25 protein-coding genes and 2 tRNA genes are annotated in these 22067 nt (G+C 66.8%); 16 read left to right on the forward strand and 11 right to left on the reverse strand.

The features are described 5' to 3' along the window. Positions 1-11: 11 nt before the first annotated feature. Positions 12-1271 (reverse strand): efflux RND transporter periplasmic adaptor subunit, encoded by a 1260-nt coding sequence (locus ACR9FL_RS07595; RefSeq protein ID WP_312165590.1) that lies wholly within the window; start codon positions 1269-1271, stop codon positions 12-14. Continuing rightward, positions 1268-2587, reverse strand: coding sequence for a TolC family protein (locus ACR9FL_RS07600; RefSeq protein ID WP_312165587.1), 1320 nt, complete (start codon positions 2585-2587; stop codon positions 1268-1270). Before ACR9FL_RS07600 ends, ACR9FL_RS07595 begins: the two co-directional genes overlap by 4 nt. A 196-nt stretch (positions 2588-2783) precedes the next feature. Between ACR9FL_RS07600 and ACR9FL_RS07605 the strand changes: the two genes are divergently transcribed. Beyond that, the gene (locus ACR9FL_RS07605) at positions 2784-3101 is read left to right on the forward strand and encodes a hypothetical protein (RefSeq protein WP_221415963.1); all 318 of its coding nucleotides are present in this window, start codon (positions 2784-2786) and stop codon (positions 3099-3101) included. Positions 3102-3163: 62 nt separating this feature from the next. Here the strand turns inward: ACR9FL_RS07605 and ACR9FL_RS07610 are convergent, their stop codons facing one another. Continuing rightward, positions 3164-3586 carry a thermonuclease family protein gene (locus tag ACR9FL_RS07610; RefSeq protein WP_312165583.1) on the reverse strand — a complete coding sequence of 141 codons (423 nt, stop codon included), beginning with the start codon at positions 3584-3586 and terminating at the stop codon, positions 3164-3166. A 115-nt stretch (positions 3587-3701) separates the two neighbouring features. Between ACR9FL_RS07610 and ACR9FL_RS07615 the strand changes: the two genes are divergently transcribed. The 3 genes from ACR9FL_RS07615 to ACR9FL_RS07625 are packed head-to-tail and all read left to right on the forward strand — an operon-like array spanning position 3702 to position 5039. After that, positions 3702-4328 (forward strand): JAB domain-containing protein, encoded by a 627-nt coding sequence (locus ACR9FL_RS07615; protein ID WP_436357895.1) that lies wholly within the window; start codon positions 3702-3704, stop codon positions 4326-4328. Further along, entirely contained in the window at positions 4325-4612 is a 288-nt protein-coding gene (locus tag ACR9FL_RS07620) for a hypothetical protein (RefSeq protein ID WP_184273263.1), read from the forward strand. The genes ACR9FL_RS07615 and ACR9FL_RS07620 overlap by 4 nt, the downstream gene beginning before the upstream one ends. Continuing rightward, entirely contained in the window at positions 4497-5039 is a 543-nt protein-coding gene (locus ACR9FL_RS07625) for a helix-turn-helix transcriptional regulator (protein ID WP_436357896.1), read from the forward strand. Before ACR9FL_RS07620 ends, ACR9FL_RS07625 begins: the two co-directional genes overlap by 116 nt. 27 nt (positions 5040-5066) lie before the next feature. On the opposite strand, the gene ACR9FL_RS07630 is transcribed toward ACR9FL_RS07625, so the two are convergent. The 4 genes from ACR9FL_RS07630 to ACR9FL_RS07645 form a co-directional block, all read right to left on the reverse strand. Continuing rightward, a complete protein-coding gene (locus ACR9FL_RS07630; RefSeq protein WP_436357897.1) occupies positions 5067-5771 on the reverse strand; it encodes a hypothetical protein in 705 nt (234 codons plus the stop codon). A gap of 70 nt (positions 5772-5841) precedes the next feature. Continuing rightward, positions 5842-6609: a hypothetical protein gene (locus tag ACR9FL_RS07635; RefSeq protein ID WP_436357898.1), complete on the reverse strand. Its 768-nt coding sequence runs from the start codon at positions 6607-6609 to the stop codon at positions 5842-5844. Beyond that, positions 6609-6971 carry a hypothetical protein gene (locus tag ACR9FL_RS07640; RefSeq protein ID WP_184273275.1) on the reverse strand — a complete coding sequence of 121 codons (363 nt, stop codon included), beginning with the start codon at positions 6969-6971 and terminating at the stop codon, positions 6609-6611. The genes ACR9FL_RS07635 and ACR9FL_RS07640 overlap by 1 nt, the downstream gene beginning before the upstream one ends. A gap of 279 nt (positions 6972-7250) precedes the next feature. Next, positions 7251-7325, reverse strand: a tRNA-Asn gene (locus tag ACR9FL_RS07645). Between the two features lie 110 nt (positions 7326-7435). Here ACR9FL_RS07645 and ACR9FL_RS07650 point away from each other — a divergent pair. Beyond that, the gene (locus ACR9FL_RS07650; protein ID WP_436357899.1) at positions 7436-8242 is read left to right on the forward strand and encodes a TrmH family RNA methyltransferase; all 807 of its coding nucleotides are present in this window, start codon (positions 7436-7438) and stop codon (positions 8240-8242) included. 47 nt (positions 8243-8289) lie between these two features. Here ACR9FL_RS07650 and ACR9FL_RS07655 read toward each other — a convergent pair. Beyond that, positions 8290-8363: transfer RNA gene (locus ACR9FL_RS07655), tRNA-Cys, on the reverse strand. Between the two features lie 134 nt (positions 8364-8497). On the opposite strand from ACR9FL_RS07655, the gene ACR9FL_RS07660 reads away from it, so the two are divergent. The 5 genes from ACR9FL_RS07660 to ACR9FL_RS07680 all read left to right on the forward strand — a co-directional run bounded on the left by ACR9FL_RS07660 (position 8498) and on the right by ACR9FL_RS07680 (position 15102). After that, positions 8498-9127 carry a protein-L-isoaspartate O-methyltransferase family protein gene (locus ACR9FL_RS07660; RefSeq protein ID WP_436357900.1) on the forward strand — a complete coding sequence of 210 codons (630 nt, stop codon included), beginning with the start codon at positions 8498-8500 and terminating at the stop codon, positions 9125-9127. A gap of 138 nt (positions 9128-9265) precedes the next feature. After that, positions 9266-10747 (forward strand): TolC family outer membrane protein, encoded by a 1482-nt coding sequence (locus ACR9FL_RS07665; RefSeq protein ID WP_436357901.1) that lies wholly within the window; start codon positions 9266-9268, stop codon positions 10745-10747. 170 nt (positions 10748-10917) lie between these two features. Continuing rightward, positions 10918-11490 carry a DUF2497 domain-containing protein gene (locus ACR9FL_RS07670; protein ID WP_436357902.1) on the forward strand — a complete coding sequence of 191 codons (573 nt, stop codon included), beginning with the start codon at positions 10918-10920 and terminating at the stop codon, positions 11488-11490. A 130-nt stretch (positions 11491-11620) separates the two neighbouring features. Further along, a complete protein-coding gene (locus ACR9FL_RS07675; protein ID WP_436357903.1) occupies positions 11621-14371 on the forward strand; it encodes a valine--tRNA ligase in 2751 nt (916 codons plus the stop codon). Continuing rightward, positions 14368-15102, forward strand: coding sequence for a TlyA family RNA methyltransferase (locus ACR9FL_RS07680; RefSeq protein WP_436357904.1), 735 nt, complete (start codon positions 14368-14370; stop codon positions 15100-15102). Before ACR9FL_RS07675 ends, ACR9FL_RS07680 begins: the two co-directional genes overlap by 4 nt. 72 nt (positions 15103-15174) lie before the next feature. Here the strand turns inward: ACR9FL_RS07680 and ACR9FL_RS07685 are convergent, their stop codons facing one another. Further along, positions 15175-15813 (reverse strand): glycine zipper 2TM domain-containing protein, encoded by a 639-nt coding sequence (locus ACR9FL_RS07685; protein ID WP_436357905.1) that lies wholly within the window; start codon positions 15811-15813, stop codon positions 15175-15177. Positions 15814-15969: 156 nt separating this feature from the next. Here ACR9FL_RS07685 and ACR9FL_RS07690 point away from each other — a divergent pair, with 156 nt between their 5' ends. Further along, entirely contained in the window at positions 15970-17214 is a 1245-nt protein-coding gene (locus ACR9FL_RS07690) for a class I SAM-dependent RNA methyltransferase (protein ID WP_436357906.1), read from the forward strand. On the opposite strand, the gene ACR9FL_RS07695 is transcribed toward ACR9FL_RS07690, so the two are convergent. Beyond that, a complete protein-coding gene (locus ACR9FL_RS07695; protein ID WP_436357907.1) occupies positions 17211-18287 on the reverse strand; it encodes a PA0069 family radical SAM protein in 1077 nt (358 codons plus the stop codon). The two genes, ACR9FL_RS07690 and ACR9FL_RS07695, sit on opposite strands and share 4 nt — an antisense overlap. Before the next feature lie 52 nt (positions 18288-18339). Continuing rightward, entirely contained in the window at positions 18340-18720 is a 381-nt protein-coding gene (locus ACR9FL_RS07700; RefSeq protein WP_436357908.1) for a hypothetical protein, read from the reverse strand. Positions 18721-19073: 353 nt separating this feature from the next. Between ACR9FL_RS07700 and rplM the strand changes: the two genes are divergently transcribed. The 5 genes from rplM (at position 19074) to msrB (ending at position 22061) form a co-directional block, all read left to right on the forward strand. Then, positions 19074-19547, forward strand: a complete 474-nt coding sequence (rplM, locus tag ACR9FL_RS07705; protein ID WP_296172256.1) for a 50S ribosomal protein L13 — start codon at positions 19074-19076, stop codon at positions 19545-19547. Positions 19548-19549: 2 nt separating this feature from the next. Then, complete coding sequence (gene rpsI, locus ACR9FL_RS07710) at positions 19550-20035, forward strand: 30S ribosomal protein S9 (RefSeq protein WP_296172199.1); 486 nt, start codon at positions 19550-19552, stop codon at positions 20033-20035. A gap of 317 nt (positions 20036-20352) precedes the next feature. Then, positions 20353-20598: a hypothetical protein gene (locus ACR9FL_RS07715; protein WP_436357909.1), complete on the forward strand. Its 246-nt coding sequence runs from the start codon at positions 20353-20355 to the stop codon at positions 20596-20598. Next, positions 20595-21530, forward strand: coding sequence for an N-acetyl-gamma-glutamyl-phosphate reductase (argC, locus tag ACR9FL_RS07720; protein ID WP_436357910.1), 936 nt, complete (start codon positions 20595-20597; stop codon positions 21528-21530). Before ACR9FL_RS07715 ends, argC begins: the two co-directional genes overlap by 4 nt. Before the next feature lie 33 nt (positions 21531-21563). Continuing rightward, the gene (gene msrB / locus ACR9FL_RS07725) at positions 21564-22061 is read left to right on the forward strand and encodes a peptide-methionine (R)-S-oxide reductase MsrB (RefSeq protein ID WP_436357911.1); all 498 of its coding nucleotides are present in this window, start codon (positions 21564-21566) and stop codon (positions 22059-22061) included. Positions 22062-22067: the final 6 nt, after the last annotated feature.

The raw sequence follows: 22067 nt of genomic DNA on the forward strand, positions 1-22067 counted from the left end.
GACGCATCCCCCTAGTGGTCGTGGCTCGCGCCGGACTTGTCGATGTCCGCGCGAATGAGGAAGGCGCCGTCGACGACATAGGTCGCGCCGGGCTCGATGCCGCCCAGAACCTCGGTCCATTCTTCGGTGCGACGGCCCAGGTCGAGCATGCGCACCTCATAGGTGTCGCCGACCTTGGCGTAGACCACAGTGAAGTCGCGGAACGGCTGCAGCGCCTTGGTGCGCACCGCCAGCGGCGCCTCGCCCTGGCCGACCTGGACCAGACCCGAAACCCCGAGGCCGGGCCGCCAGACACCGCCCTGGTAGGGCAATTCGACATGGGCCACGAGGGTCTGGCTGAGCACGTCGTCGGCCGGCAGGATCGCCTTGATGACGCCGCTGGCCGTATGCTCGCCCGCCTGGCTCTTGATCTCGACCCTTTGCCCAACGCGCACGCGCTCTGCGTCGCGTGGATAGAGGACGAACTCGGCATGAAGGCGGGTCGGGTCGCCGATCGTCAGCATGGGGGCGCCGCCGCCGGTGATGGAGCCGGGGTTGACGGTCTTGGCGGTAATCACGCCCGAGATGGGCGCGGTGACCGAATAGGTCTGGAGGCTTTCACTCGACTCCACGCGGGCGACGACCTGCCCGCGCGAGACGCGTTGACCCAGTTCAACGGTCATCGACATGACCCGGCCCGGATAGCGGGCGTGGACCTCGGCCTGGCCTTCCGGCGTGATCTCGACGCGGCCGCTGAGCGGCAGGCTCTCGCCGAGAACGGCGGGGCCGACCTGCTGGGTGGTGACGCCGCCGGCCTGGGCCGCATCGGCGCTGATGACCGTCCGGCCCTCATAGGACGGATAGGTCCAGGCCGAGCGCTTGCCCGCACGAACGGCGCTGACCGCGACGTCGAACGAGTGCGGCTCAGACACGACGCCCGGACTGGCCAGATAGTCGTTCTCGGGCGTGAAGACGAAGCGATCCACCTTCGGCCCCAGGCGGGTCAGAGCGATGTTCGCTTGCACCTGTCCGGGATCGAACGGCTTGTCGTTGAGGTAGGGATAGAGGCGGAACAATGGTTCCGGCCCTTCCTCATAGATGGTCACCTCGATGGCGAAGTCGCCGTCGCGAAGCAGGCGGCCGTTGTGCGGTCCGCGTTCGTAATCGGCGGCGGCCGCCGCTTCGCCTTCGGGTTTGGCGGCCTTGTCGCCGCCGCCGCAGGCGGCCAGCGTCAGGGCGACGGCGGCCAGGACGCAGCCGAGCGCAGTCGCGGAAGTGCGTGACGTCTTCATGGTTGTGTCTCCAGGCCGAGCAGGTCGGCGTGCGCGCCGGTCAGGCGGTCGAGCCGCGCGCGGTCGTTGTGGAAGGTCTGCAGCACCGCGGCACGACGGGCCTTGGCCTGCAACAAGGCCGCATGGGCGCTCATCACGTCGTTGTAGGTGAAGCCGCCGCGCGCGAAGCCCTCGCGGACCAGGACGACGGCGCGTTCAGCCTGAGGCTGGGTTTCTTCGGCGATTCGCCGCGCTTCATTGGCGCGGGCCAGAAGCTGCACCTGAAGGCGGGCGATTTCCCGCTCGCGCTCAAGGCGCAGGGCGTTTTGATCGGCCCGTGCCGCCAGTCCATCGGCGCGGGCGCGATCGATGGCGCCTTGGTTGCGGTCATATCGCTGCAGCGGCATGGACCCGCCGAAGACCAGAGCCGCCTCATTGTCCCAGATATGCCGAACGCCGATGCTGACCGTGGGGTCAGGCACAGCGCGCGCCTGCTCCAGGCGAACCTGGGCGTCGGCGATGGCCTGACGGGCGCGGAAGGCTTCAAGGTCCGCTTGCGCCACCGCCCCTGCGGCGACCCACGCGGCGCTCGTGTCCTCAAAGTCGGAGGAGCCCATGCGGAAGTCGGCGACGCCGTCCCAGAACTTGGCCAGGACGATGCGGGCGACGCGAACGGCGATCTCTGCCTGATCGAAGTCGATCTGGGCCTGGGCCAGTTCGGCCTCGGCGCGCGCCCCTGCGAACAACGGATCACGGGCCGCGTTCACGCGACGCTGGACTTCCCTCTGGAAGCCTTCAGCAAGCGAAAGCCGCTCCCGCGCGATATCCAACTGGGCTTCGGCCGCCATGGCGTCGACCCAGGCGCGCTGCACCAGTTCGAGGCGATCCAGTTGCGCGATCTGGGCCTGGGCCGTGATCAGCAGGCCTTCGCTTTGCGCCAGGCCGGTGCGGGCGGATCGATCGCCGCCCCTCTCCAGCTTCTGTTCATAGGTCAGCGTGGTTTCTGTTCGCCCCAGAATGTCGCCTCCGCCCAGGGTGGGCAGGTTTTCGACCATCAGACCCAGGGTCGGATTGGGACGAAGGCCGGCCTGGCGAACCCCGGCCTCGACGCCGCGCAGGCGCGCGTCGAGACCCGGTCGCGCCGGATCGGCGGCGACGGCGCGCCGCAGCGCGCCTTCAAGGGTGAGCGCCGGACCAGAGGCGGCTTCAGCAGAAGCCGGCGACTGGGCGAGCGCGATGGCGGGCGGCGGCCAGGCCGCCGCCAGGGCGAGGGCGAGGGCGGATACGGCCGCGCCTCGCCCTCGCCATCCGGCAACGCCGGATTGGGAAGGTTTCAAGGGATGTCTCCAACAGGACGCGCACGGCCGCAAGGCCGCGCAGGATCAGCTTTTCAGGCGATCAGGCGTTCTGTCTGGGGGGCTGGAGCGGCGCGTCGAGAACAGCGCCGGGCGGCAAGGCGTCGCGCGCCGGGCCAAGGTCAATGGGCTTATACAGTTGGCTGGCGGCGGGATGGACCGGCGCGGCCAGGGCGACATGAATATCGCCGCCATTGTGGTGATGATGAGTGAAGGGCGTCCCGCCGCTGTCGACGGCCATGTCGATCGACATGGCCTGATCGGAGACAGGGCCGTCATCGGCCGTCTCATGGGCGTGTCCATGGTCATGATGGTGATCATGATCATGGGCCAGATCGGCCGCGTCCTCATAGGAGACGCCGGGGAACTGAAGGCCGTGCTCGATACGATGCTGGCTGTTCACCACGCCATGCATCTGCACCGCGACCATTACGGTTACGCCGAGGCAGACGCAGAGGAGGCGGAGCAGGCGTGGCAAATCGAAATTCTCCGATAGATTCCCGTTACGGTGAAAGCCTCGTCAATGCAACGGCGTGGATGTCGCGATTTCTGCAAGGCCTATCGCCCGCCTTCGCGACCGCCATCGGCCCTTAGCAGGTCGCCCAGGCCGCGACCGTTCAGGCGGCAGCGGGCGATGACGCGATCATGGACGATCACGCGGCCGTTTCGTCCCCTGACCGCCGTGCATGCGACGGGACGGTCGAGGGCAAGGCGGATCAGTCTGCGCCTCGCCTCCTGTCCGGCGCGGCTGCCCAGTTCCGGCGCGTTGAAATCCGCCAGCCTCACCTCGATCCAGGTCGCCGGGTCCGAAGATCGCCCGACGCAAAGGCCGTCGCCGTCGCCGACATATCGGACCGATCCCGAGAAGGTCGCGCCGGCGCGCGAGGGCAGGGGCGCCTCGCACGGGTCGGCCAGCGCCGTGGTCGGCGCCAGGAGGAAGCTGGCCAGAATCAAGCTGGCGGGGATCACGAACCTGAGCATGGCCGAAGGGTGATCTGATCCGCTCCGAGCGCCAAGCCTGCGGGGCGTCGATCGGAAAGGAAGGGCGGAGGCGGGCGCCTTCCGGGAGGAGGCGGACAGCAGCGAGGACTTCGCCATGCGGCCTGCGCCCAGGTTTGAAATCGTTCCCCCAGGCGTGCGCCTAGCGGACGCCTATGGCCCGCCGCTCGATGGAATGGCGGAGGGAGATCTGCTCGCCCTTTGGCTACGCCGGCGCGGCGCCGCCAGGGACGCCCGCCTCGCGGCCGGACGCCTGCTCGAACGGTTCGGGGGCCTGGCGGCGATCGTCGCGGCGGACGCGCCGGAACTGGCGCGCACGCCGGGGGTGGACGCCGCCTTCGTCGCCGACCTCAAGGTGCTGCGTGAGCTCTGCGTGCGGCTGGTTCGGTCCGAAGTGGGGGAGCGGCCCCGGATCTCTTCCTGGACGGCGCTTCTGGCCTATGTCCGGGTCGCCCTGGCTCATGAACCGCGAGAACAATTCCGGGCCCTCTTCCTGGACAAGCGCAACGCCCTGCTGCGCGACGAGTTCGTCGCCCATGGGACCGTGGATCATGCGCCCGTCTACAACGCCGGTCCCGGCCGGGTCGCTCGCCTCGGCCGCATTCCGGAGATCGCCGAGACCCGCGCCTATGTCGCCACGGTCGTGGACTGCTACCTCGCCCTGACGGCGGGCCGGCGTCTGACGAGTTCGCGGCAATGCGCGTCGGTTGAGGGCGGGCGATGATCCCCGATCGCGACATCGACGAGGTGGAGGCCACGCTGGCGGACGGCGACGAGGATCTCCTGACGCGGGCGGAGGCCTCCGCCTTTCTCGGCCTGTTCGGAATCCGGATGAAGCCGGCGACCCTGGCCCGCCTGTGGTCCACGGGGAATGACGGTCCGCCGTGTCGGCATGTCCGCTCGAAACCCCACTATCCGCGCGGCCTGCTTCGGGACTGGGCCAGGTCCCAGATCACTGAGGTCAGGACCGGGGCGCCGGCCGCTGCAAGAGGGCGTCGTCGTGGTTGAACGCCGGACCTTTGATCCAGAAGGCGATCATCCTGAGGCAGGCGGGAAGGAAGATCGTCTGCTTCCATGGAAGCAGGTGAAGGACGTGGTCGGGTTGAGCCGGTCGACGGCGTGGCGGCTTCAGCGAATCGGAGACTTCCCCGAGCCGGTCCGGATATCGCTCAACCGGGTAGGGTGGTGGGAAAGCGAACTCACGGCCTGGAAGGAAAGTCGCAAATCCCGCAAGCCGCTGAGGCCGAGATTCCTTTCGGCGCCGCGAGCGCCTCGGCTGATTGAAACAGCGCGCTCGTCGCGCACGCCGCCGGATTTCACGCCGAAGTCGACAGCGACTGCGACTGCGGCGCCATCATCTCACGCAGGTAGTTCGGCGCGACGGCGTCGAGGTACAGCCAAGGCGTCGAGCAACCAGATTGACTTCGGATTCTAGGACCGTGAGCCATGAACGGGCTTCAGGTCAGGCCGATGACGCGGAGGGACGGAAAACCAGTCCCTCGGTCGTCGTCGCCACCCAGATATCTCCTTCAGGAGCGGTGCATCTGAAGACGACGGCTCTTTCTCCAAGCCAGAGGACACGAGCATCACAGGGCACGCCCTCCTGCTTCTCAATGCTTGCCCCGCTCATGAAGCCCGAGGCAGCGAAAAGCTTGGGAGCTTCTGTGAAGGCCAGTGTGAGCCATACGGCTGCCGGAGCGAAAACGACCACGGTGGCGGCCTTGGCCATGTGCGGGATCTTCTCGAAATCGTGACGGTTGAGAAAGGGGTGCATGGCGCAGCCCAGAGCGATCAGAGTGGCGACGAATTTTACGCCGAAGCCGCCGAAGCCGTTCGGGATCCAGAACACGGCGCTGGCCGCCACGACGCCCGCCAGGGCATAGGGGCGTATCGGCATGGGCATCTTTTTCAGGATCGGGTCGAGCAGCGTGCCCGGGATGAAGGCGAACATGAACAGGGCGACCAACAGAATGCCCAGGATGACGCCGGGGACGATGGTGTCCCCCGGCGTGACCAATTGAGCCACCGACAGCCCCCATATCCCGAACACCGAGTTCAGGAAGACGATGACGGCAAGAAAGCCGAGCACCGTCGCGACCGGGAGGGTGTGAAGCGCAAGATCGCGCCAATATATGAAGCCCCGTTGGGGCGGCTGAGGTTGGCTCATCGGTATTCCAGGAATTGCTGAAAAGGTCGCCGCGGCGACGTGCGACGGAGGGGCGAGGCGATCGAAACGATCACTTCTGCTGGGAAGAGCGGCTCGCCTTCAGGAGGGCTTGAAGCGCCACGTGGTCGCGACGCCAGAGGCGACCGGTGAGCGAACAGGCGAGGGCGCGGGCCTCCTCAAAGCCGCCCGGGGCGAAGCTGTCGGCGGGCTCGCCGAGTTGTTGTTCGTCGAGAGCGAAAAGCAGCGGCGCATGTGCATTGCTCGCAAGGGCGCGCGCGAGGCGCGTCTTGCGATCCGTGATCGGAGCCTTGGCCGCCAAGGCGTGGTAGGCGTCGGCATAGAGCCAGAAGGCCGTCGTATCCTCAGCCTGTGTGATTCGCAGGGCGGTGAAATCCTCGAACCGTCCGGCGATGAGAAGAGCGGGCGCCAGGGCGTATCGAGCGCCGATCCGGTCATCGACATCGAGTGCGAGCACCTGGCGCAACTGGGCTAAGGCTTCGTCATGTTCGTCGTTTTCCAGCGCGCACAGCGCATAGCCGACGCAAGCCCAGAGATAGGGGCGGGCGTAGAGGTTGTCTCCCAGCCTTCCTGCGTCAGATTCGATTCGGTCGCCGGCGTCGCGTCGTGTGATTTCGCGCGCCGCCAGCCAGGCGGCGAGCGCTTCGGGGCTGCTCTGGTGCATGGCCGCCGCCGCCGCGCTGTAGCTGTCGGATAGCGAGGGGGCGGCTCTAATGGCTTGGATCGCCAGGGCCAGGCGCTCGCGCGGCGGAGCCAGGTCCACTTCCTCAAGAAGGGCGCAGGCGAATTCGCGGGCGTCGTCTTCATGATCGTTCGACATCAGGCGGGCGTTCCGGACGTAGCGCGACGCGAAGCCCTGGAAGGTCGCCCCATCTGATTGGGAGCCTTCAGGTGTGTCCCCGCCGTGGGATCAGCCGCGAGGACGGCGATCGCCTGCTCGATGACCATGCTGCGGGTTCCGAGCGCCTGGCCTGTTTGCGGATGGCGCTCAATGCCGTCGCTGCGGCCGCCGCGCCCGTCCCAGGTGGTTCGATGTGTGTCGATCCATTTCCCTGCGTCTGGGCCCTGGCGCGAGGCTTCGCGACGAATCACGGCCCCGACGAAGACGGGGCGGCCGTCGTCGATGACGACATCATACTCCACGACGCTGGGCACTCGAACGCGAACGACACGACGATCCATGAAACCTCTCCTGATCCTTGGGGTAACCGTGAAGCTTGGATACGTCAGGATCGGTCGGAAGTTCAGAGGAGCGGCTCATTTGTCTGTCTGCCATGCCGGCCGTCATGCGCACGGCAATGAGGGCTTTCGAACGCGCGAAAGCCTGAAAAGCGGTGCAAAGCCGTGCAAGTCGACGTCAGCGCGAGAACGACTGCCGTGGCTGCTGGATGGGAAGGTGGATGGGAAGCCCTGTGGGCTAAATATTAAGCCTAGCGATTTCATGGGCTTAATGCCCCCGAGTGGCTCCGCGGGTAGGATTCGAACCTACGACCAGCCGATTAACAGTCGGCTGCTCTACCACTGAGCTACCGCGGAACGTCCCCTCGGGGGAGGCCGCTGTATAGCAACGCCTTTTTGATTCATGCAACGGGCAAATTGCAGAAAACGCCGAAATTTATTCCGAGGGGTGCGCTAGAAGGTCGGACATGAATTTGATCCCCGTTTCCGATGCCGCTGATCTTCGAATTTCTGCCTTTAGAGATGTGAAGGAGCGCGACCTGACCGGCCGTCAGGGGCTGTTCGTGGCGGAAGGGGAGGTGGTGCTGCGCGTGCTGGCTTCGGGGGCGTCGCGTTGCGCGCCGGCGGCGGTCCTGATCGCGGAGAAGCGGTTGGAGGCGCTGCGCGACATTCTGGAACGTCTGCCGGAGGATGTGCCGGTCCATACCGCGCCGCAGGACGTGCTGGACGGGATCGCGGGGTTTCATCTGCATCGTGGCATTCTGGCCTTGGGCCGCAAGCCGGAGCCGCTCGATCTTGCGGCCTTTCTGGACGGCTTGCCGGAGCACGCCGTGGTGGTCGGGGCCTGCGGCATCGGCAACCACGACAATATGGGCGGCCTGTTTCGCAATGCGGCGGCGTTCGGGGCGGCGGGCCTGTTGCTGGATGCGACCTGCTGCGATCCCTTCTATCGCAAAGCGATCCGGGTTTCGGTCGGGGCGGTGCTGCGGACGTCTTTTGTGGAGGGCGTGACGGCTGAGGCTATGGTCGAGGCGTTGGAGGCACGGGGGTTCGAGGTTCTGGCCCTGACCCCGTCGGCGCTCGAGACGCTGTCCCAGCTGAAGCCCGCGCGGCGCACGGCGATTCTGTTGGGATCGGAGGGGCCGGGCCTGCCGGCCGAGGTGATCGCGCGCTGTCGGCCGCTGGCGATCCGCATGTCAGGGGGCTTTGATTCCCTGAATGTCGCCACGACCAGCGCCGTGGCGCTGCATCACCTGACGACAGGGGCGCTTTAGCGCCCCCCCTGGGCGGGGAGGGAGTGGATTGTAAGATTAGCTCGCGATGGAGGCCTGACCGGGAATCGAACCCGGGTGCAAGGATTTGCAGTCCTCTGCGTCACCACTCCGCCATCAGGCCATTGCGTCACCCAAATGAGTGACCCGAACCATCGCGAGGGGCGTCAGCTATCAGATCGGATTGTCGGCTGCAACGCGCGGACCTATAAGCGCCGCAGATTTTTCGCTTACGCCGACCCTAAGGACCCTGGAACCATGGATTTCGCCGCTGCACGCAAGGTCATGCTGGACTCGCAAGTCCGGGTGAACGACGTCACGGATCGCGACCTGCAGGCTGCTTTCGGCGCTGTCGAGCGCGAGCGATTCTGCGCCGCCGACCGCGCCTTCTCGGCCTATGCCGACATTGAGCCGGAAATCGCCGGAGACCGTCGCCTGATGTTGCCGCGCGATCTGGGCAAGCTGATGCAGGCGCTGGACGCCCGCGCGGGTGAAGTGGCCCTGGTCCTGGCCGGTCCCTACGCCGCCGCCGTTCTGGCGCGCATGGGCCTGACGGTCACGGCCCAGGAATCGGACGCCGCCGTGTTCGAGGTGACGGGCGCGGCCCTGGCCGACGAAGGCGTTTCGACCGTGGTCGCGCCGCTGAGCCAGCCGCAGGGCGAGGGCTATGACCTGATCGTCAGCGAGGCCGCCGTGCCGACGCGTCCTGAATCCTGGATCGCGGCCCTGCGTCCCGGCGGCCGTCTGGCCGTGGTCGAGCGCGCCGGTCCGATCGGCAAGGCCGTCCTCTATGTGCGCGGTCGCGAAGGCGTGTCGCGTCGTGAACTGTTCGACTGCGCCCCGCCGGTTCTGACGGAACTGATTCCCGCTCCGGCCTTCGCGCTCTAAAGCGTCAGGACGGCGCGACGGAGACGCGCGTCGGCTGCGTGAAAAAAACTTAACTGGCGCAGGGCGGGCAGAGCCTCCAACTACGCCATTCAGGCATTACGGGGCGCGCCGTCGGGGGCGTCAGGCAGGAATAGGTTCATGTTGAAACGCTCGCGCGCGCTGGCTTCGGTCGCTCTGATCACCCTCGCCATGGGAGCCGGCGCGGCTCCGGCCGGGGCTGAGACCCTGCAGGAAGCGATCGGCCTGGCCTATCGCACCAACCCGACGCTGCTGGCCCAGCGGGCGAACCAGCGGGCGCTGGACGAGACCATTGTCCAGGCCCGTTCGGGCCTGCGCCCGACCATCAGCGCCTCGGCCGGCGTTGACTACAGCCGCGTGGACACCGACGCTCTCGGCGTGGTCGAAACCGACGGCGCCACGGCCAGCATCAGCCTGTCGCAGAACATCTGGACGGCGGGCCGCACCGCGCGCGGCATCGACGCCGCTGAAGCCAATGTCCGCGCCGGTCGCGAAAACCTGCGCGAAGTCGAGCAGCAGGTGATGACCTCGGTCATTCAGGCCTATGCCGATGTCGTTCGCGACATGGAGATCCTGCGCATCCGTCAGGAGAACATCACCGTCCTGCGCCGTCAGCTGGACGAATCCAACGCCCGTTTCGAGGTCGGCGAGATCACCCGCACCGACGTCGCCCAGTCGGAAGCCCGCCTGGCCCAGTCGGACGCCGATCTGGCCAACGCCCAGGCGCAACTGTCGGTGTCGCGCGCGGCCTATGCCGCCGTGGTCGGCCAGGCGCCGGCCAATATGGCCGCTCTGCCGGTCCTGCCGGGCCTGCCGAATGATTTCGACGCCGCCTTGGATGTGGCCCTGGTCGAGAATCCGGGCGTTTTGGCTGCGACCTATGCCCTGCAAGCCGCCGAAGCCAATGTGGCCGCGGCGCGGTCTGAGTATCTGCCGTCGGCGCGCCTGTCGGCCTCCTACGGCGGCACGGCCAACGATCTGTCCGGCTTTGATCTGACGGATCGCACGGCCTTCACCGCCGGCGCCTCTGTTTCGGTGCCGCTGTTCACCGGCGGCCTGACGCGGTCGCGGGTGGCCCAGGCGCTGGAACGCGCCAACGCCGCCCAGATCACCGTCGAGGGCGAGCGTCGCGGCGTGTTGCAGAGCGTCAGCTCGGCCTATGCCCAGACCGTCGCCGCCAAGTCGACGCTGCTGGCCGGCGAGCAAGCCGTCCGCGCCGCCTCGGTCGCGGCCGAGGGCGTGCGTCAGGAGGCCCAGGTGGGTCTGCGCACCACGCTGGACGTGCTGAACCAGGAACTGGAACTGCGCTCGGCCCAGGTGACCCTGGCCAGCGCCCATCGCAATCAGTACGTGGCCCAGGCCCAACTGCTGGCCGCCATGGGCCGTCTGGGCGGACCCAACCTGGACGCATCGATCGACGCCTATGACGCCGAGGACAACTACAACGCGGTGCGCAACCGCGGCGGCCTGCCGTGGGACGGCGTGGTCGAGACGCTGGATCGCGTCGCTTCGCCGACGATCACGCCGGCCGCCGACGTCGAGGACGCGCCGATCGACACCCAGCTGAAGAGCGAAATCGTCCGCACCGCCCCCGGCAATTGAGCCGGGGATTAGCCTGACAGGCGAAAACGTCCGTTGATTCCGGCGGGCGTTGGTGCGACGACAGAGGCAAGGGGAGGGCGAGTCTGTTTGTCCGGCCCTGATCGTCGCGCGCCGCCCGGCGCCTGTCGGCGGTCCCACCAGGTTCAGCCCCGCTCGCCCAAGGTTCTGCCATGACCGACCAGACCGCCCAAGAACCGACGATGGAAGAGATTCTGGCGTCGATTCGCCGGATCATCTCCGAAGACGACGCCCCGGCTGAAAGCGCCGCCGCGCCGGAGCCGGTCGCCGAGCTGGCGCCGGAACCCGTGGTCGAGGCCGCGCCCCTGGTCGAGGAAGCGGCGCCCGTCGAGGACGAGGTGCTGGAACTGACCGAGCGTTACGAAGCGCCCGCTGCCGAGTCGATCGGCGATCTGGATGTGGCCGACGTGGCGCCGTTCCCGGCCGCCCAGCCCGAGCCGGCGCCTGCGCCGGCCGCGGCGCCTGATTATGATTCCCTGGTCGGCGAAAGCGCCGCCGCCAGCGCCGCCTCGGCCTTCGCCGGTCTGGCCGCCACCTTCCAGAAGCCGGAAGCGCCGGTCGCCGCGCCGCAGGACATGCCCTTCGTCAGCGGCAATACGGTCGAGGCCATGGTCCAGGCCATGCTGCGCCCGATGCTGAAGGATTGGCTGGACGCCAACCTGCCGGCCATCGTCGAGGCCCAGGTACGCAAGGAAGTAGAACGCATCGCCCGCAACGCCGGCTAGCCCTTCGCTTCACCAGACACTAAGTCATTGAGGGCGGCTCCGGCGGAGCCGCCCTTTCGCTTTTTCAGAAACCCAACCCTCATGCAGCGACGCACCGCGTGCGGAGCGGTAGGGACCTAAAGAGAATAAAATGCTCGAGAAGACTTTCGAACCCCAGGCCGCCGAACCGCGCCTCTACGCCCAGTGGGAAGAGAGCGGCCTGTTCGCGCCGCGCGCCGCCAAGCCGACGGACGGCGCTGCCGACGCCTATTCGATCGTCATTCCGCCGCCGAACGTGACGGGCTCGCTGCATATCGGCCACGCGCTGAACAATACGCTGCAGGACATCCTGGCCCGCTATCACCGGATGAAGGGCAAGGCCGTGCTGTGGCTGCCCGGCACCGACCACGCGGGCATCGCCACCCAGATGGTGGTTGAGCGGCAACTGGCCGCCGCCGGCAATATCGGACGCCGCGACATGGGCCGCGACGCCTTTGTCGAAAAGGTGTGGGAATGGAAGGCGGAATCGGGCGGCACCATCGTGCGCCAGCTGCGCCGTCTGGGCTCGTCCTGCGACTGGTCGCGCGAGCGCTTCACCCTGGACGAAGGGCTGAACGCCGCCGTCCGCAAGGTCTTCGTCAAGCTGCATCAGGACGGCCTGATCTATCGCGACAAGCGCCTGGTGAACTGGGACCCGCATTTCCAGACCGCCATTTCGGACTTGGAGGTCGAACAGCGCGAGCAGGACGGCCACTACTGGCACTTCGCCTATCCGCTGGCCGACGGCGTCACCTATGAGCACCCAATTGCCTTCGACGAGGACGGCAAGGCGACCGAGTTCGAGACGCGCGGCTTCATCGTCGTGGCCACGACGCGGCCTGAAACCATGCTGGGCGACACCGGCGTGGCGGTTCACCCGGAGGACGAGCGTTACAAGGGTCTGGTCGGCAAGGCCGTGATCCTGCCGATCACCGGCCGTCGCATCCCCATCGTCGCCGACGACTACGCCGATCCGACCAAGGGGTCTGGCGCGGTGAAGATCACTCCGGCGCACGACTTCAACGACTTCGGCGTCGGCAAGCGCGCCGGTCTGGCCGCGCTGAACGTGATGGACGCCTTCGCGCGCATCACCAACGACGACGTCCCGGAAATCCCCGCCGACCTGGTCGGTCTGGACCGCTTCGCCGCGCGCAAGGCCATTGTCGCCCGCGCCGAGGAAGAGAACTGGCTGCGCGAGATCGAGAAGACCAAGCACGTCGTCCCGCACGGCGATCGCTCGGGCGTGGTCATCGAGCCGTGGCTGACGGACCAGTGGTACGTTGACGCCCACACCCTGGCCCAGCCCGCGCTGAAGGCGGTCGAGGACGGCGCGACCGTCTTCGAGCCGAAAAGCTATGAGAAAATCTATTTCGAGTGGCTGCGTAACATCGAGCCGTGGTGCATTTCGCGCCAGCTGTGGTGGGGCCACCGTATCCCGGCCTGGTATGGCCCGAACGGCGAGATCTATGTCGCCGAGACGGAAGAGGACGCGCGCGAACAGGCGATGTCGGACTATGATTCCGAGGTCGTGCTGACGCAGGACGAGGACGTTCTGGACACCTGGTTCAGCTCGGCCCTGTGGCCCTTCTCGACCATGGGCTGGCCCGAGAAGACCGAGGATCTGGAGCGCTTCTATCCGACCAGCGATCTGGTGACGGCGGCGGACATCATCTTCTTCTGGGTCGCCCGGATGATGATGATGGGCCTGCACTTCATGGACGGCGAAGTCCCGTTCAAGCGCGTCATCATCAATGGTCTGGTCCGCGACGAGAAGGGCCAGAAGATGTCGAAGTCCAAGGGCAATGTCATCGACCCCTTGGGCATCATCGACGAGCTGGGCGCCGACCCCCTGCGCTTCACCATGGCCATCCTGTCGGGCACGCGCGACATCAAGCTGTCGAAGCAGCGCATTGAAGGTTATCGCAATTTCGGCACCAAGCTGTGGAACGCCGCACGCTTCAGCCAGATGAACGAGGCCAAGCGCGTCGAGGACTTTGACCCGGCGACGGTCGAGCAGACCATCAACCGCTGGATCCGCGGCGAACTGACCAAGGCCGAGCGCCAGGTGTCCGAGGCCATCGAGGGCGGTCGTTTCGACGACGCGGCGGGCGCTTTGTATCGCTTCGTCTGGAACGTCTTCTGCGACTGGTATCTGGAACTGGCCAAGCCGGTCTTCAACGGCGCCGATGAAGCCGCCAAGGCCGAGACGCGGGCCATGACCGCCTGGACCCTCGACCAGACGCTGAAGCTGCTGCACCCGGTCATGCCTTTCATCACCGAAGAGCTGTGGGCCGAACTGGGCAAGGAAGGTCCGACCCGCGACGGCCTGCTGATGGCCGCTGAATGGCCGGTGCTGCCGGACGCCTTTATCGACGCCACGGCCGAGGCCGAGATCGGCTGGCTGGTTGATCTGGTCGGTGAAATCCGCGCCCTGCGGGCCGAGATGAACGTGCCGCCGTCGGCCAAGCCGCCGCTGGCCTTTGTCGCGCCCGACGTCGTGACCGCCGAGCGCGTCGCGCGTCACCGTGACCTGCTGCTGACCCTGGGTCGCGTGTCGGAAATCGCTGTGGTCGAGGCCGCGCCCGCAGGGGCCGTGACCTTCGTCTCGGGTGGGACGACGGCGGCGCTGTCGCTGGCCGGGATCATCGATCTGACCGCCGAACGCGCGCGTCTGGAGAAGGAGATCGCGGTCTTCGAGAGCGACATCGGCCACGTGAACAAGAAGCTGGGCAACCCCAACTTCGTGTCGCGCGCCGCGCCGGAAGTGGTCGACGAGCAGCGCGCCAAGCTGGCCGAGGCCGAAGAGGGCAAGGTCAAGCTGCAGGCCGCGCTGGCGCGTCTGGACGCGATGGCCGGGGCGTGAGGAAGGTCCGTCTGGATCAGCTTCTGGTCACGCGCGGCCTGGCCGAAAGCCGGGCCAAGGCCAAGGCGGCGGTCGAGGCGGGCGGCGTCACTGTCGATGGCGCGCCCGCCAAGGCGGCCTCGCAGGCGGTCAATGAGGACGCCGAGATCGGCTATGCCGCCGCCCATCGCTGGGTCGGGCGCGGGGCGCTGAAGCTGGAACGGGCGCTGGACCTGTGGCCGGTGGCGGTCGAGGGGCGGGTCGTGCTGGACGTGGGCGCCTCGACGGGCGGCTTCACCGAGGTCTGTCTGGATCGCGGCGCGGCCAAGGTCTTCGCCGTGGATGTGGGCTTTGGCCAGATGCACCCCAAGGTCGCGGCTGACCCGCGCGTGACCAATCTGGAGCGGACGGACGCGCGCGAGCTGACGCCTGAGATCATCCCGGAGGCGCCGTCGTTGGTCGTCTGCGACGCCAGCTTCATCGGTCTGTCGAAGGTGCTGCCGGCGGCGCTGGATCTGGCGGCGCCGGACGCGGACCTGATCACCCTGGTCAAGCCGCAGTTCGAGGGGGCTGGGCCCAAGGACGCGGGCAAGAAGGGCGTGGTCAAGGACCCCGAGGCCCATGCGGCGGCGGTCGAGGGCGTGCGCGCCTGGCTGGAAAGCGTCGGCTGGACCGTGCGGGAAACGGCGGAAAGTCCGATCACCGGCGGCGACGGCAACATCGAGTTCCTGATGTGGGCGCGCCGGACCTAGCCCATAGGTTTAGAGGGCCGCCGGATAACCGGCGGCCCTCTTCACGTCGTCGATCGACAGGGGGGCTGAAACTTAATCGACGACGCGATAGCGGCCGTTCTGGTCGGGGCAGGTGCGCACGTAGCGCGTCTCGCTGCGACCGTCGGGCAGACGGATGACGCTCTCGGCGAGGCGGCATTCGTCGGTGTTCTGATAGCGATAATCCGGCGCGGGCTGGGCGTAGCCGCGGTCGTAATCGTCGTTGTACTCGCGATAGTCCCGGCCATAGCCGTCGTCGTAGCGACGGTCGTAGCCACGATTGTCGTAGCCATAGGCCGGCGGGACATAGGTTCCGCCGTAGGACGAGTTGTAGCTGGACGAACGATAACGGCTGTCGCAGTTGGCGGAGCTGTTGCCCACGCCGGCGCCGATGGCTGCGCCGAGCACGCCGCCCAGGACGCTGCCTTCGGTGCGGCGGCCACGCGCCGCCAACTGCGATCCGGCCACGGCGCCGATGGTGGCGCCGAGCACGCCGCCCGTCGTCGTCCGGCTCCGCTGATCGCCGACGCAGGGGTCGTTGTAGCGACCCTGCGAACCGTAGTTGTTGTAGGCGGGCGGATAGCCGTAGCCATAGGTCTGGGCGCTGACGACGCCCGGAACCATGAGCGAACCGGTCACGGCGAGGGCGGCGACAGCGGCGGCGGATGCCTTTTTGGACAGATGACCGATCATCGTTCGTGTTCCTGTGACAGATCCCGAAGCTGAACGGCTTCGCTGCGCTGTCTGTTGCATCCAGAAATAGGGGGGCGAAGCTGAACGGCTTTTGATCGGCCTGTTCATCTTCGTTCAGGTTTCAGATTCGGCGCGGGACCGGGTAGAAGCCGCGCCATGACGCAAACGCTGACCATCGCCCGCATGGGCCACCAGGGCGACGGGATCGCCGAAACGCCCCAGGGCCTTGTCTTTGTGCCGGGCGCCCTGCCGGGCGAAGTGATCTCGGCCGAGGTGAAGGACGGACGGGTCGAGGCGTTCGACCTGATCGAAGCCAGTCCCGACCGCCGCCCGATCCATTCCGAGACCTATGCCGAATGCGGCGTCGCCCCCCTGCAGCACTGGGCGGACGAGCCCTATCTGGCGTGGAAGCGCGAGGTGGTGATCCAGACCCTGGCGCGCGAGGGCATCGAGACCGAGGTCGAGGCGACCGTGGCCGTGCCGCAGGCCAGCCGCCGTCGTCTGGCTCTGCATGCGCGCAGCGGACCGGGCGGGCGGGTCCTGCTGGGGTTCAAGGCGCGGCGCTCGTGGCGGCTGGTCGAGCTGACGGATTGCCCGGTGTCCGATCCGGCGCTGACGGCGGCCCTGCCGGCGTTGGCCAAGGTGGCGGCGCCCTTCCTGGGGCACCCGAAATCGGCGCCGACCCTGCATGTGACCCTGACCGACACCGGTTTGGATGTGGACGTCACGGGCGTCGAGAAGAAGTCGGGCGGACTGACGGCGGACGTGACGGCGCGGGCCATCGCGGCGGCGGCCGAGGCCGGTCTGGCGCGGTTGAGCCTGGACGGCGACACCCTGGTGATGGCGCGCCAGCCGCGCATCACCTTTGGCCGGGCGACCGTGCCCCTGCCGCCCGCAGCCTTCCTGCAGGCCGCGCCTGTAGCCGAGGCCGCCATGGTCAGCCGGGCGGTGGAGGCGGTGAGGGGAGCCAAGAAGGTCGCCGACCTGTTCTGCGGGGCCGGGACCTTCACCTTCCCTCTGGCCGAGGTGGCCAGCGTGATCGCGGCGGATTCGTCGGCGGCTTCGATTGCGGCGCTGAAGGCGGGCGTGGCCACGGCCCAGGGTCTGAAGACCATCGAGGCCCAGGCGCGCGACCTGTTCCGCCGCCCGCTGTCGCCCTATGACCTGAAGGGCTGCGAGGCTGTGGTGATCGACCCGCCGCGCGCGGGCGCCCTGGAACAGACCCAGCAACTGCCGGGGACCAAGGCCAGTCTGGTCGTGGGCGTGTCGTGCAACCCGCAGACCTTCGCTCGCGACGCCCGAATCCTGATCGACGGCGGCTTCCGGCTGGAGAAGGTCACGCCGATCGACCAGTTCCTGTGGTCGACCCATGTCGAACTGGTCGGGATCTTCCGGCGCTAGGACGCGAGGTCGAACAGGTCCATCTGGGGGCGCATGTCGGGCGGGACGCGGAACCGGGTCACGTCGAGCGGCGTGCGAGGGGCGTCCAGCCCGTAGCGCTTGATCGCCGCCTTGAAGCGCGTGGCGATCAGGTCGGCGACGGGGCCGGTTCCCTTCATGCGCTGGGCCCAGTCCGGGTCGTAATCCTTGCCCCCGCGCGTCTGGCGGATCAGGGACATGACGCGGGCTGCGCGCTCGGGGCGGGCGTCTACCAGCCACTCGCGAAACAGGTCCTTGATCTCCAGCGGCAGGCGCAGGGTCACATACATGGCCGAGGTCGCGCCCGCCTTCTGCGCCGCCTCGAGTATGGCTTCCATCTCATGGTCGTTCAGGCCCGGGATGACCGGTGCGAAGCCGACGCCGACGGGACAGCCCGCGTCGGCCAGACGACTGATGGCCTCCAGTCGTTTGGCGGGCGTTGAGGCGCGCGGCTCCATCGCCCGCGCCAGACCCCGGTCGAGCGTGGTGATGGATACGAAGGCCGAGGCCAGACCTTCGCGTCCCATCGCGCCCAGAATGTCGGCGTCACGGGCGATCAGCACCGACTTGGTGATGATGCTGAACGGCTGATGGAACCGCTGCATGACCTGCAGGATCGAGCGGGTGGACTGCGTCTCGCGCTCGACCGGCTGATAGGGGTCGGTGTTGCCGCCTATGTGGATGCGTTTGCAGACGTATCGGGACTTGGCGAGTTCCTGTTCCAGCAGACTCGCCGCGTGGGGCTTGAAGAAGATCCGGCTCTCGAAATCCAGACCCGGGGATAGGCCCATCCAGGCATGGGACGGACGGGCGTAGCAGTAGATGCAGCCATGTTCGCAGCCCTTGTAAGGGTTGATGGAGCGATCGAAGCCGACGTCGGGACTCGTATTCCTGGCGATGATGGTGCGCGCGTGTTCCGGCGAGAGGGTGGTGCGCAGCGGCGCGGCCGCTTCGTCCTGATCCGTCCAGCCGTCGTCGAATTCCTCGCGCCGGTCGGCTTCATACCGGCCCGAGTCGTTGGAGCGTGCGCCGCGTCCTTTCATCGCCGTTCTCATAGCGAGAGGATGGCACAGGGCTGGAACAAATCAAGAACAAAAATGCGAACGTCTAGTGGTCGGGTCGGGCGAGTACTTCCAGGACCGGACGCGCCTGGTCTTCGGCCTCCCCCAGTTCGAAGGATGGCTGCGGAATACCGAAGGCGCGCAGGGCCAGAGCAATGGACTCAGCTCGGCGGCCTTGCAGGCTGGCGGCGGACGGTTCGGGCAGGCCGATCACCTTAAAGGCGGCTCCGGGGCATTCTTCCATCGCCCACGCTGGCCACTCCATCGAAACTGAAGGCCGCAAGGACGCGGCCTCGTCCTTGAAGTAGAGAGCGAGAATGCCGTTCGTGCAGGGGTTCCTTTGAGCAGAGGCGGTCATAGCGATGGGAGGCTTTGTCGCGCATCCGGCCAAGGTCAGGACCGAGAAAAGCAGGGCGAGGAGACGCATTTCGTGATCCTTGCGAGGCGGCGGGACGGTGGCGAGCTTGGCATGGTTTGGAGCGTAAGGGGAACCGTGTTCCGCGAGGGCTGCGGCGTCCCTGTCCAGCGGATAAGCGACCCCGCATCCGTCTCGCTTTGCGAGCCACCTTCTCCCGCAAGTGGAGAAGGAAGGAATTGCGGGCGTGAGGATCGGGTATTTTAATACCGTTTGACATAAATCGTTTTAAATCAATCGCATGGGATAAATTAGTGTCACTATCGGGTGTTGACCTGCTGTGGATGACCCTCTATCAGCACGCCTTCCGCTCTTCCCGGCTACGGGATGAGCCGCACCGTTCGTCTTTCAGGACCCTCAATATGCTGAAGAGCACTACGGCTTCGCTGAAGCCGGCAGAGGTCGAAAAGAAGTGGATCCACATCGACGCCGAAGGCGTCGTGGTGGGCCGCCTCGCGACCTTCATCGCCAACCGTCTGCGCGGCAAGCACCTGCCGACCTACACCCCGCACGTTGACTGCGGCGACTACGTCGTCGTCACCAACGTCGACAAGGTGGTGTTCACCGGCAAGAAGAACACCGACAAGGTTTACTATCGCCACACCGGTCACCCGGGCGGCATCAAGCAGACGACCCCGGAGAAGGTTCTGGGCGGTCGCTTCCCCGAGCGCGTGCTCGAGAAGGCCGTCGAGCGCATGCTGCCGAAGGAAAGCCCGCTGGCCCGCAAGCAGATGACGCACCTGCGTCTGTTCGCCGGCGCCGCGCACGACCACGAAGCCCAACAGCCGCAGACCATCGACTTCAAGTCGGCCTCGGCCAAGAACACCCGGAGCGTCTGAGCATGACCGACGTGACTGCTGAAGCCACCGGCTTCGACGCCCTGAAGGCCCTGGGCACCGTTGAAAACGACGCCCCGGTCTATGTCCAGAAGCTGGACGCCCAAGGCCGCGCCTACTCGACCGGCAAGCGCAAGAACGCGATCGCTCGCGTCTGGGTCAAGCCGGGCACCGGCAAGATCACCATCAACGGCAAGGACCAGGAAGTTTACTTCGCCCGTCCGGTGCTGCGCATGATGATCGCCCAGCCGCTGACCGTTTCGGACCGCGCCACGCAATACGATGTGGTCTGCACCGTCGAAGGTTCGGGTCTGTCGGGTCAAGCCGGCGCCATCCGCCACGGCCTGTCGCACGCTCTGACTCACTTTGAGCCGGAACTGCGCAAGGTCCTGAAGCCGCACGGCTTCCTGACCCGCGACAGCCGCGTCGTCGAGCGTAAGAAGTACGGCCGCGCCAAGGCTCGCCGCAGCTTCCAGTTCTCGAAGCGCTAATCGCTTTCAGGCGATTTGGATTTGGGGCGCTTCGGGGAAACCCGGAGCGCCCTTTTTCTTTGTCTGGGCCCACATCACGTGGATGTGAAGTCGGAAATTCAAGGGCGTGAGACTTCGCCGTGTTTCGCTTCTTTCCGCTGCTTCGTGTTCCCGTCCGCTTCTTTCCGCTTCTTTCCGCTTCTTTCAGTTCTAAAAATCAGCGGGCCGGTTAACGACGAGGTGGGCGGGCTGTCAGGTGCTCTTGACGGACAATCCGTTTTTGGACCCTACTACCCGAAGGGATTGCACATCAGTTCGCTAATGCGGAGATGTGCCCGGTGTTCAGGCAAAAGATGACGAAAAAGGAAGCGGCCCATTCGGTGTCGTTCAAGGCATTTGGCCTGAGCATTGACGGCAATGGGCTGGGCGGCGTCATCGTCGTTCCGGTGATCCTGTTAATCGTAGTGCTGGCTGGAACGTCCATCGCGGGCGGCGCTGCGTGGCTTGCCCGATTGTTCCCAAACTCTACCCCTATTAGTGAGACGCGCCCGGACGGTTCCGGCTCTAAGGACTTGAGCAGTTGACCCACACCATCTTCATCGACGGCGAGGCCGGTACCACGGGGCTGGAGATCCGCGAGCGTCTGGAGGCGCGTAGGGATCTGGAGCTGATCCTGCTGGGCGAGCGTCGGCGCGACGTGGAGGCGCGGCGCGAGGCGCTGAACAGCGCCGATGCGGTCATCCTGTGCCTGCCCGATGATGCGGCCAAGGAAGCCGTGTCGATGATCGAGAACTCCAGCGTGCGGGTCATCGACGCCTCGACGGCTTACCGCGTCGATCCGGCCTGGACCTATGGCTTCGCCGAGATGGATGCGGGTCAGCGCGCGGCCATCGCCGCCTCGACGCGGGTGTCGAACCCCGGCTGCTATCCGACCGGCTTCATCGGCCTGATGCGGCCGCTGGTGCGGGCAGGGCTGGTCCCGGCTGGCCATCCGGTCACGGTCAATGCGGTCTCGGGCTATTCCGGCGGCGGCAAGGCCATGATCGCTGAATTCGAAGCCGAGGGCGCGTCGACCGCCTTCCGCGCCTATGGTCTGACGCTGAAGCACAAGCATGTGCCGGAGATGACCCTGCACACCGGCCTGTCGCGTAACGTCCTGTTCGCGCCCGCCGTGGGCGCCTATCGCCAGGGGATGCTGGTCGAGGTGCCGCTGCATCTGTCGGCCTTGCCGGAAACGCCCTCGGTCGAGCGGCTGCACGGCGCTCTGGTCGAGGCCTATGAAGGGCAGCGCTTCGTCGAGGTCGCCGATCTGGACGAGACCGAGGCCATGAGCGGCATCGAGCCGGAGGCCCTGAACGGCACCAACCGGATGCGTCTGCATGTCTTTGGCGACCGGGGCGGGGAGCAGGCGCGTCTGGTCGCCATGCTCGATAACCTGGGCAAGGGCGCCTCGGGCGCGGCGGTGCAGAACCTCAACATCATGCTGGGTCTGGACGAGGCGACCGGCCTGGTCTGAAACTAAACCGGCCCTGCCGCCGTATAAGGGGGCATGGACGCCGTATTTGATCGAAGGTCCGTGGTGCTGGGCGGCGTCGCCGTCGCCCTGTCGGGCTGTGCGCCCGAGGCGGCGGACGCGTCGGAAGGGCAGTGGGCGTCTTCGCCCTTTCGGCGGATCAGCGATGCGGAATGGAAGCGGCGGCTGGGCGAGGCCTCGTGGCGCGTGCTGCGGCATGAGGGAACGGAGCAGCCGTTCAGCAGCCCCCTGAACGACGAGCATCGGCGCGGCGTCTTTGTCTGCAAGGGCTGCGCCCTGCCGCTGTTCCAATCGGTGTGGAAGTTCGACAGCGGCACCGGCTGGCCCAGCTTCACGCGGGTCATGCAGGACAATACCGGGACCAAGACCGACCGCCTGATCGGCATAGCCCGGACCGAATACCACTGCGCCCGCTGTCTGGGGCATCAGGGGCATCTGTTCATGGACGGGCCGCCGCCGACCGGGCGGCGCTATTGCAACAACGGCGTGGCGCTGAGGTTTCAGCCCGCCTGAGGCGGC

Source organism: Brevundimonas sp. CEF1, assembly GCF_051353055.1.
Classification (GTDB): Bacteria; Pseudomonadota; Alphaproteobacteria; order Caulobacterales; family Caulobacteraceae; genus Brevundimonas.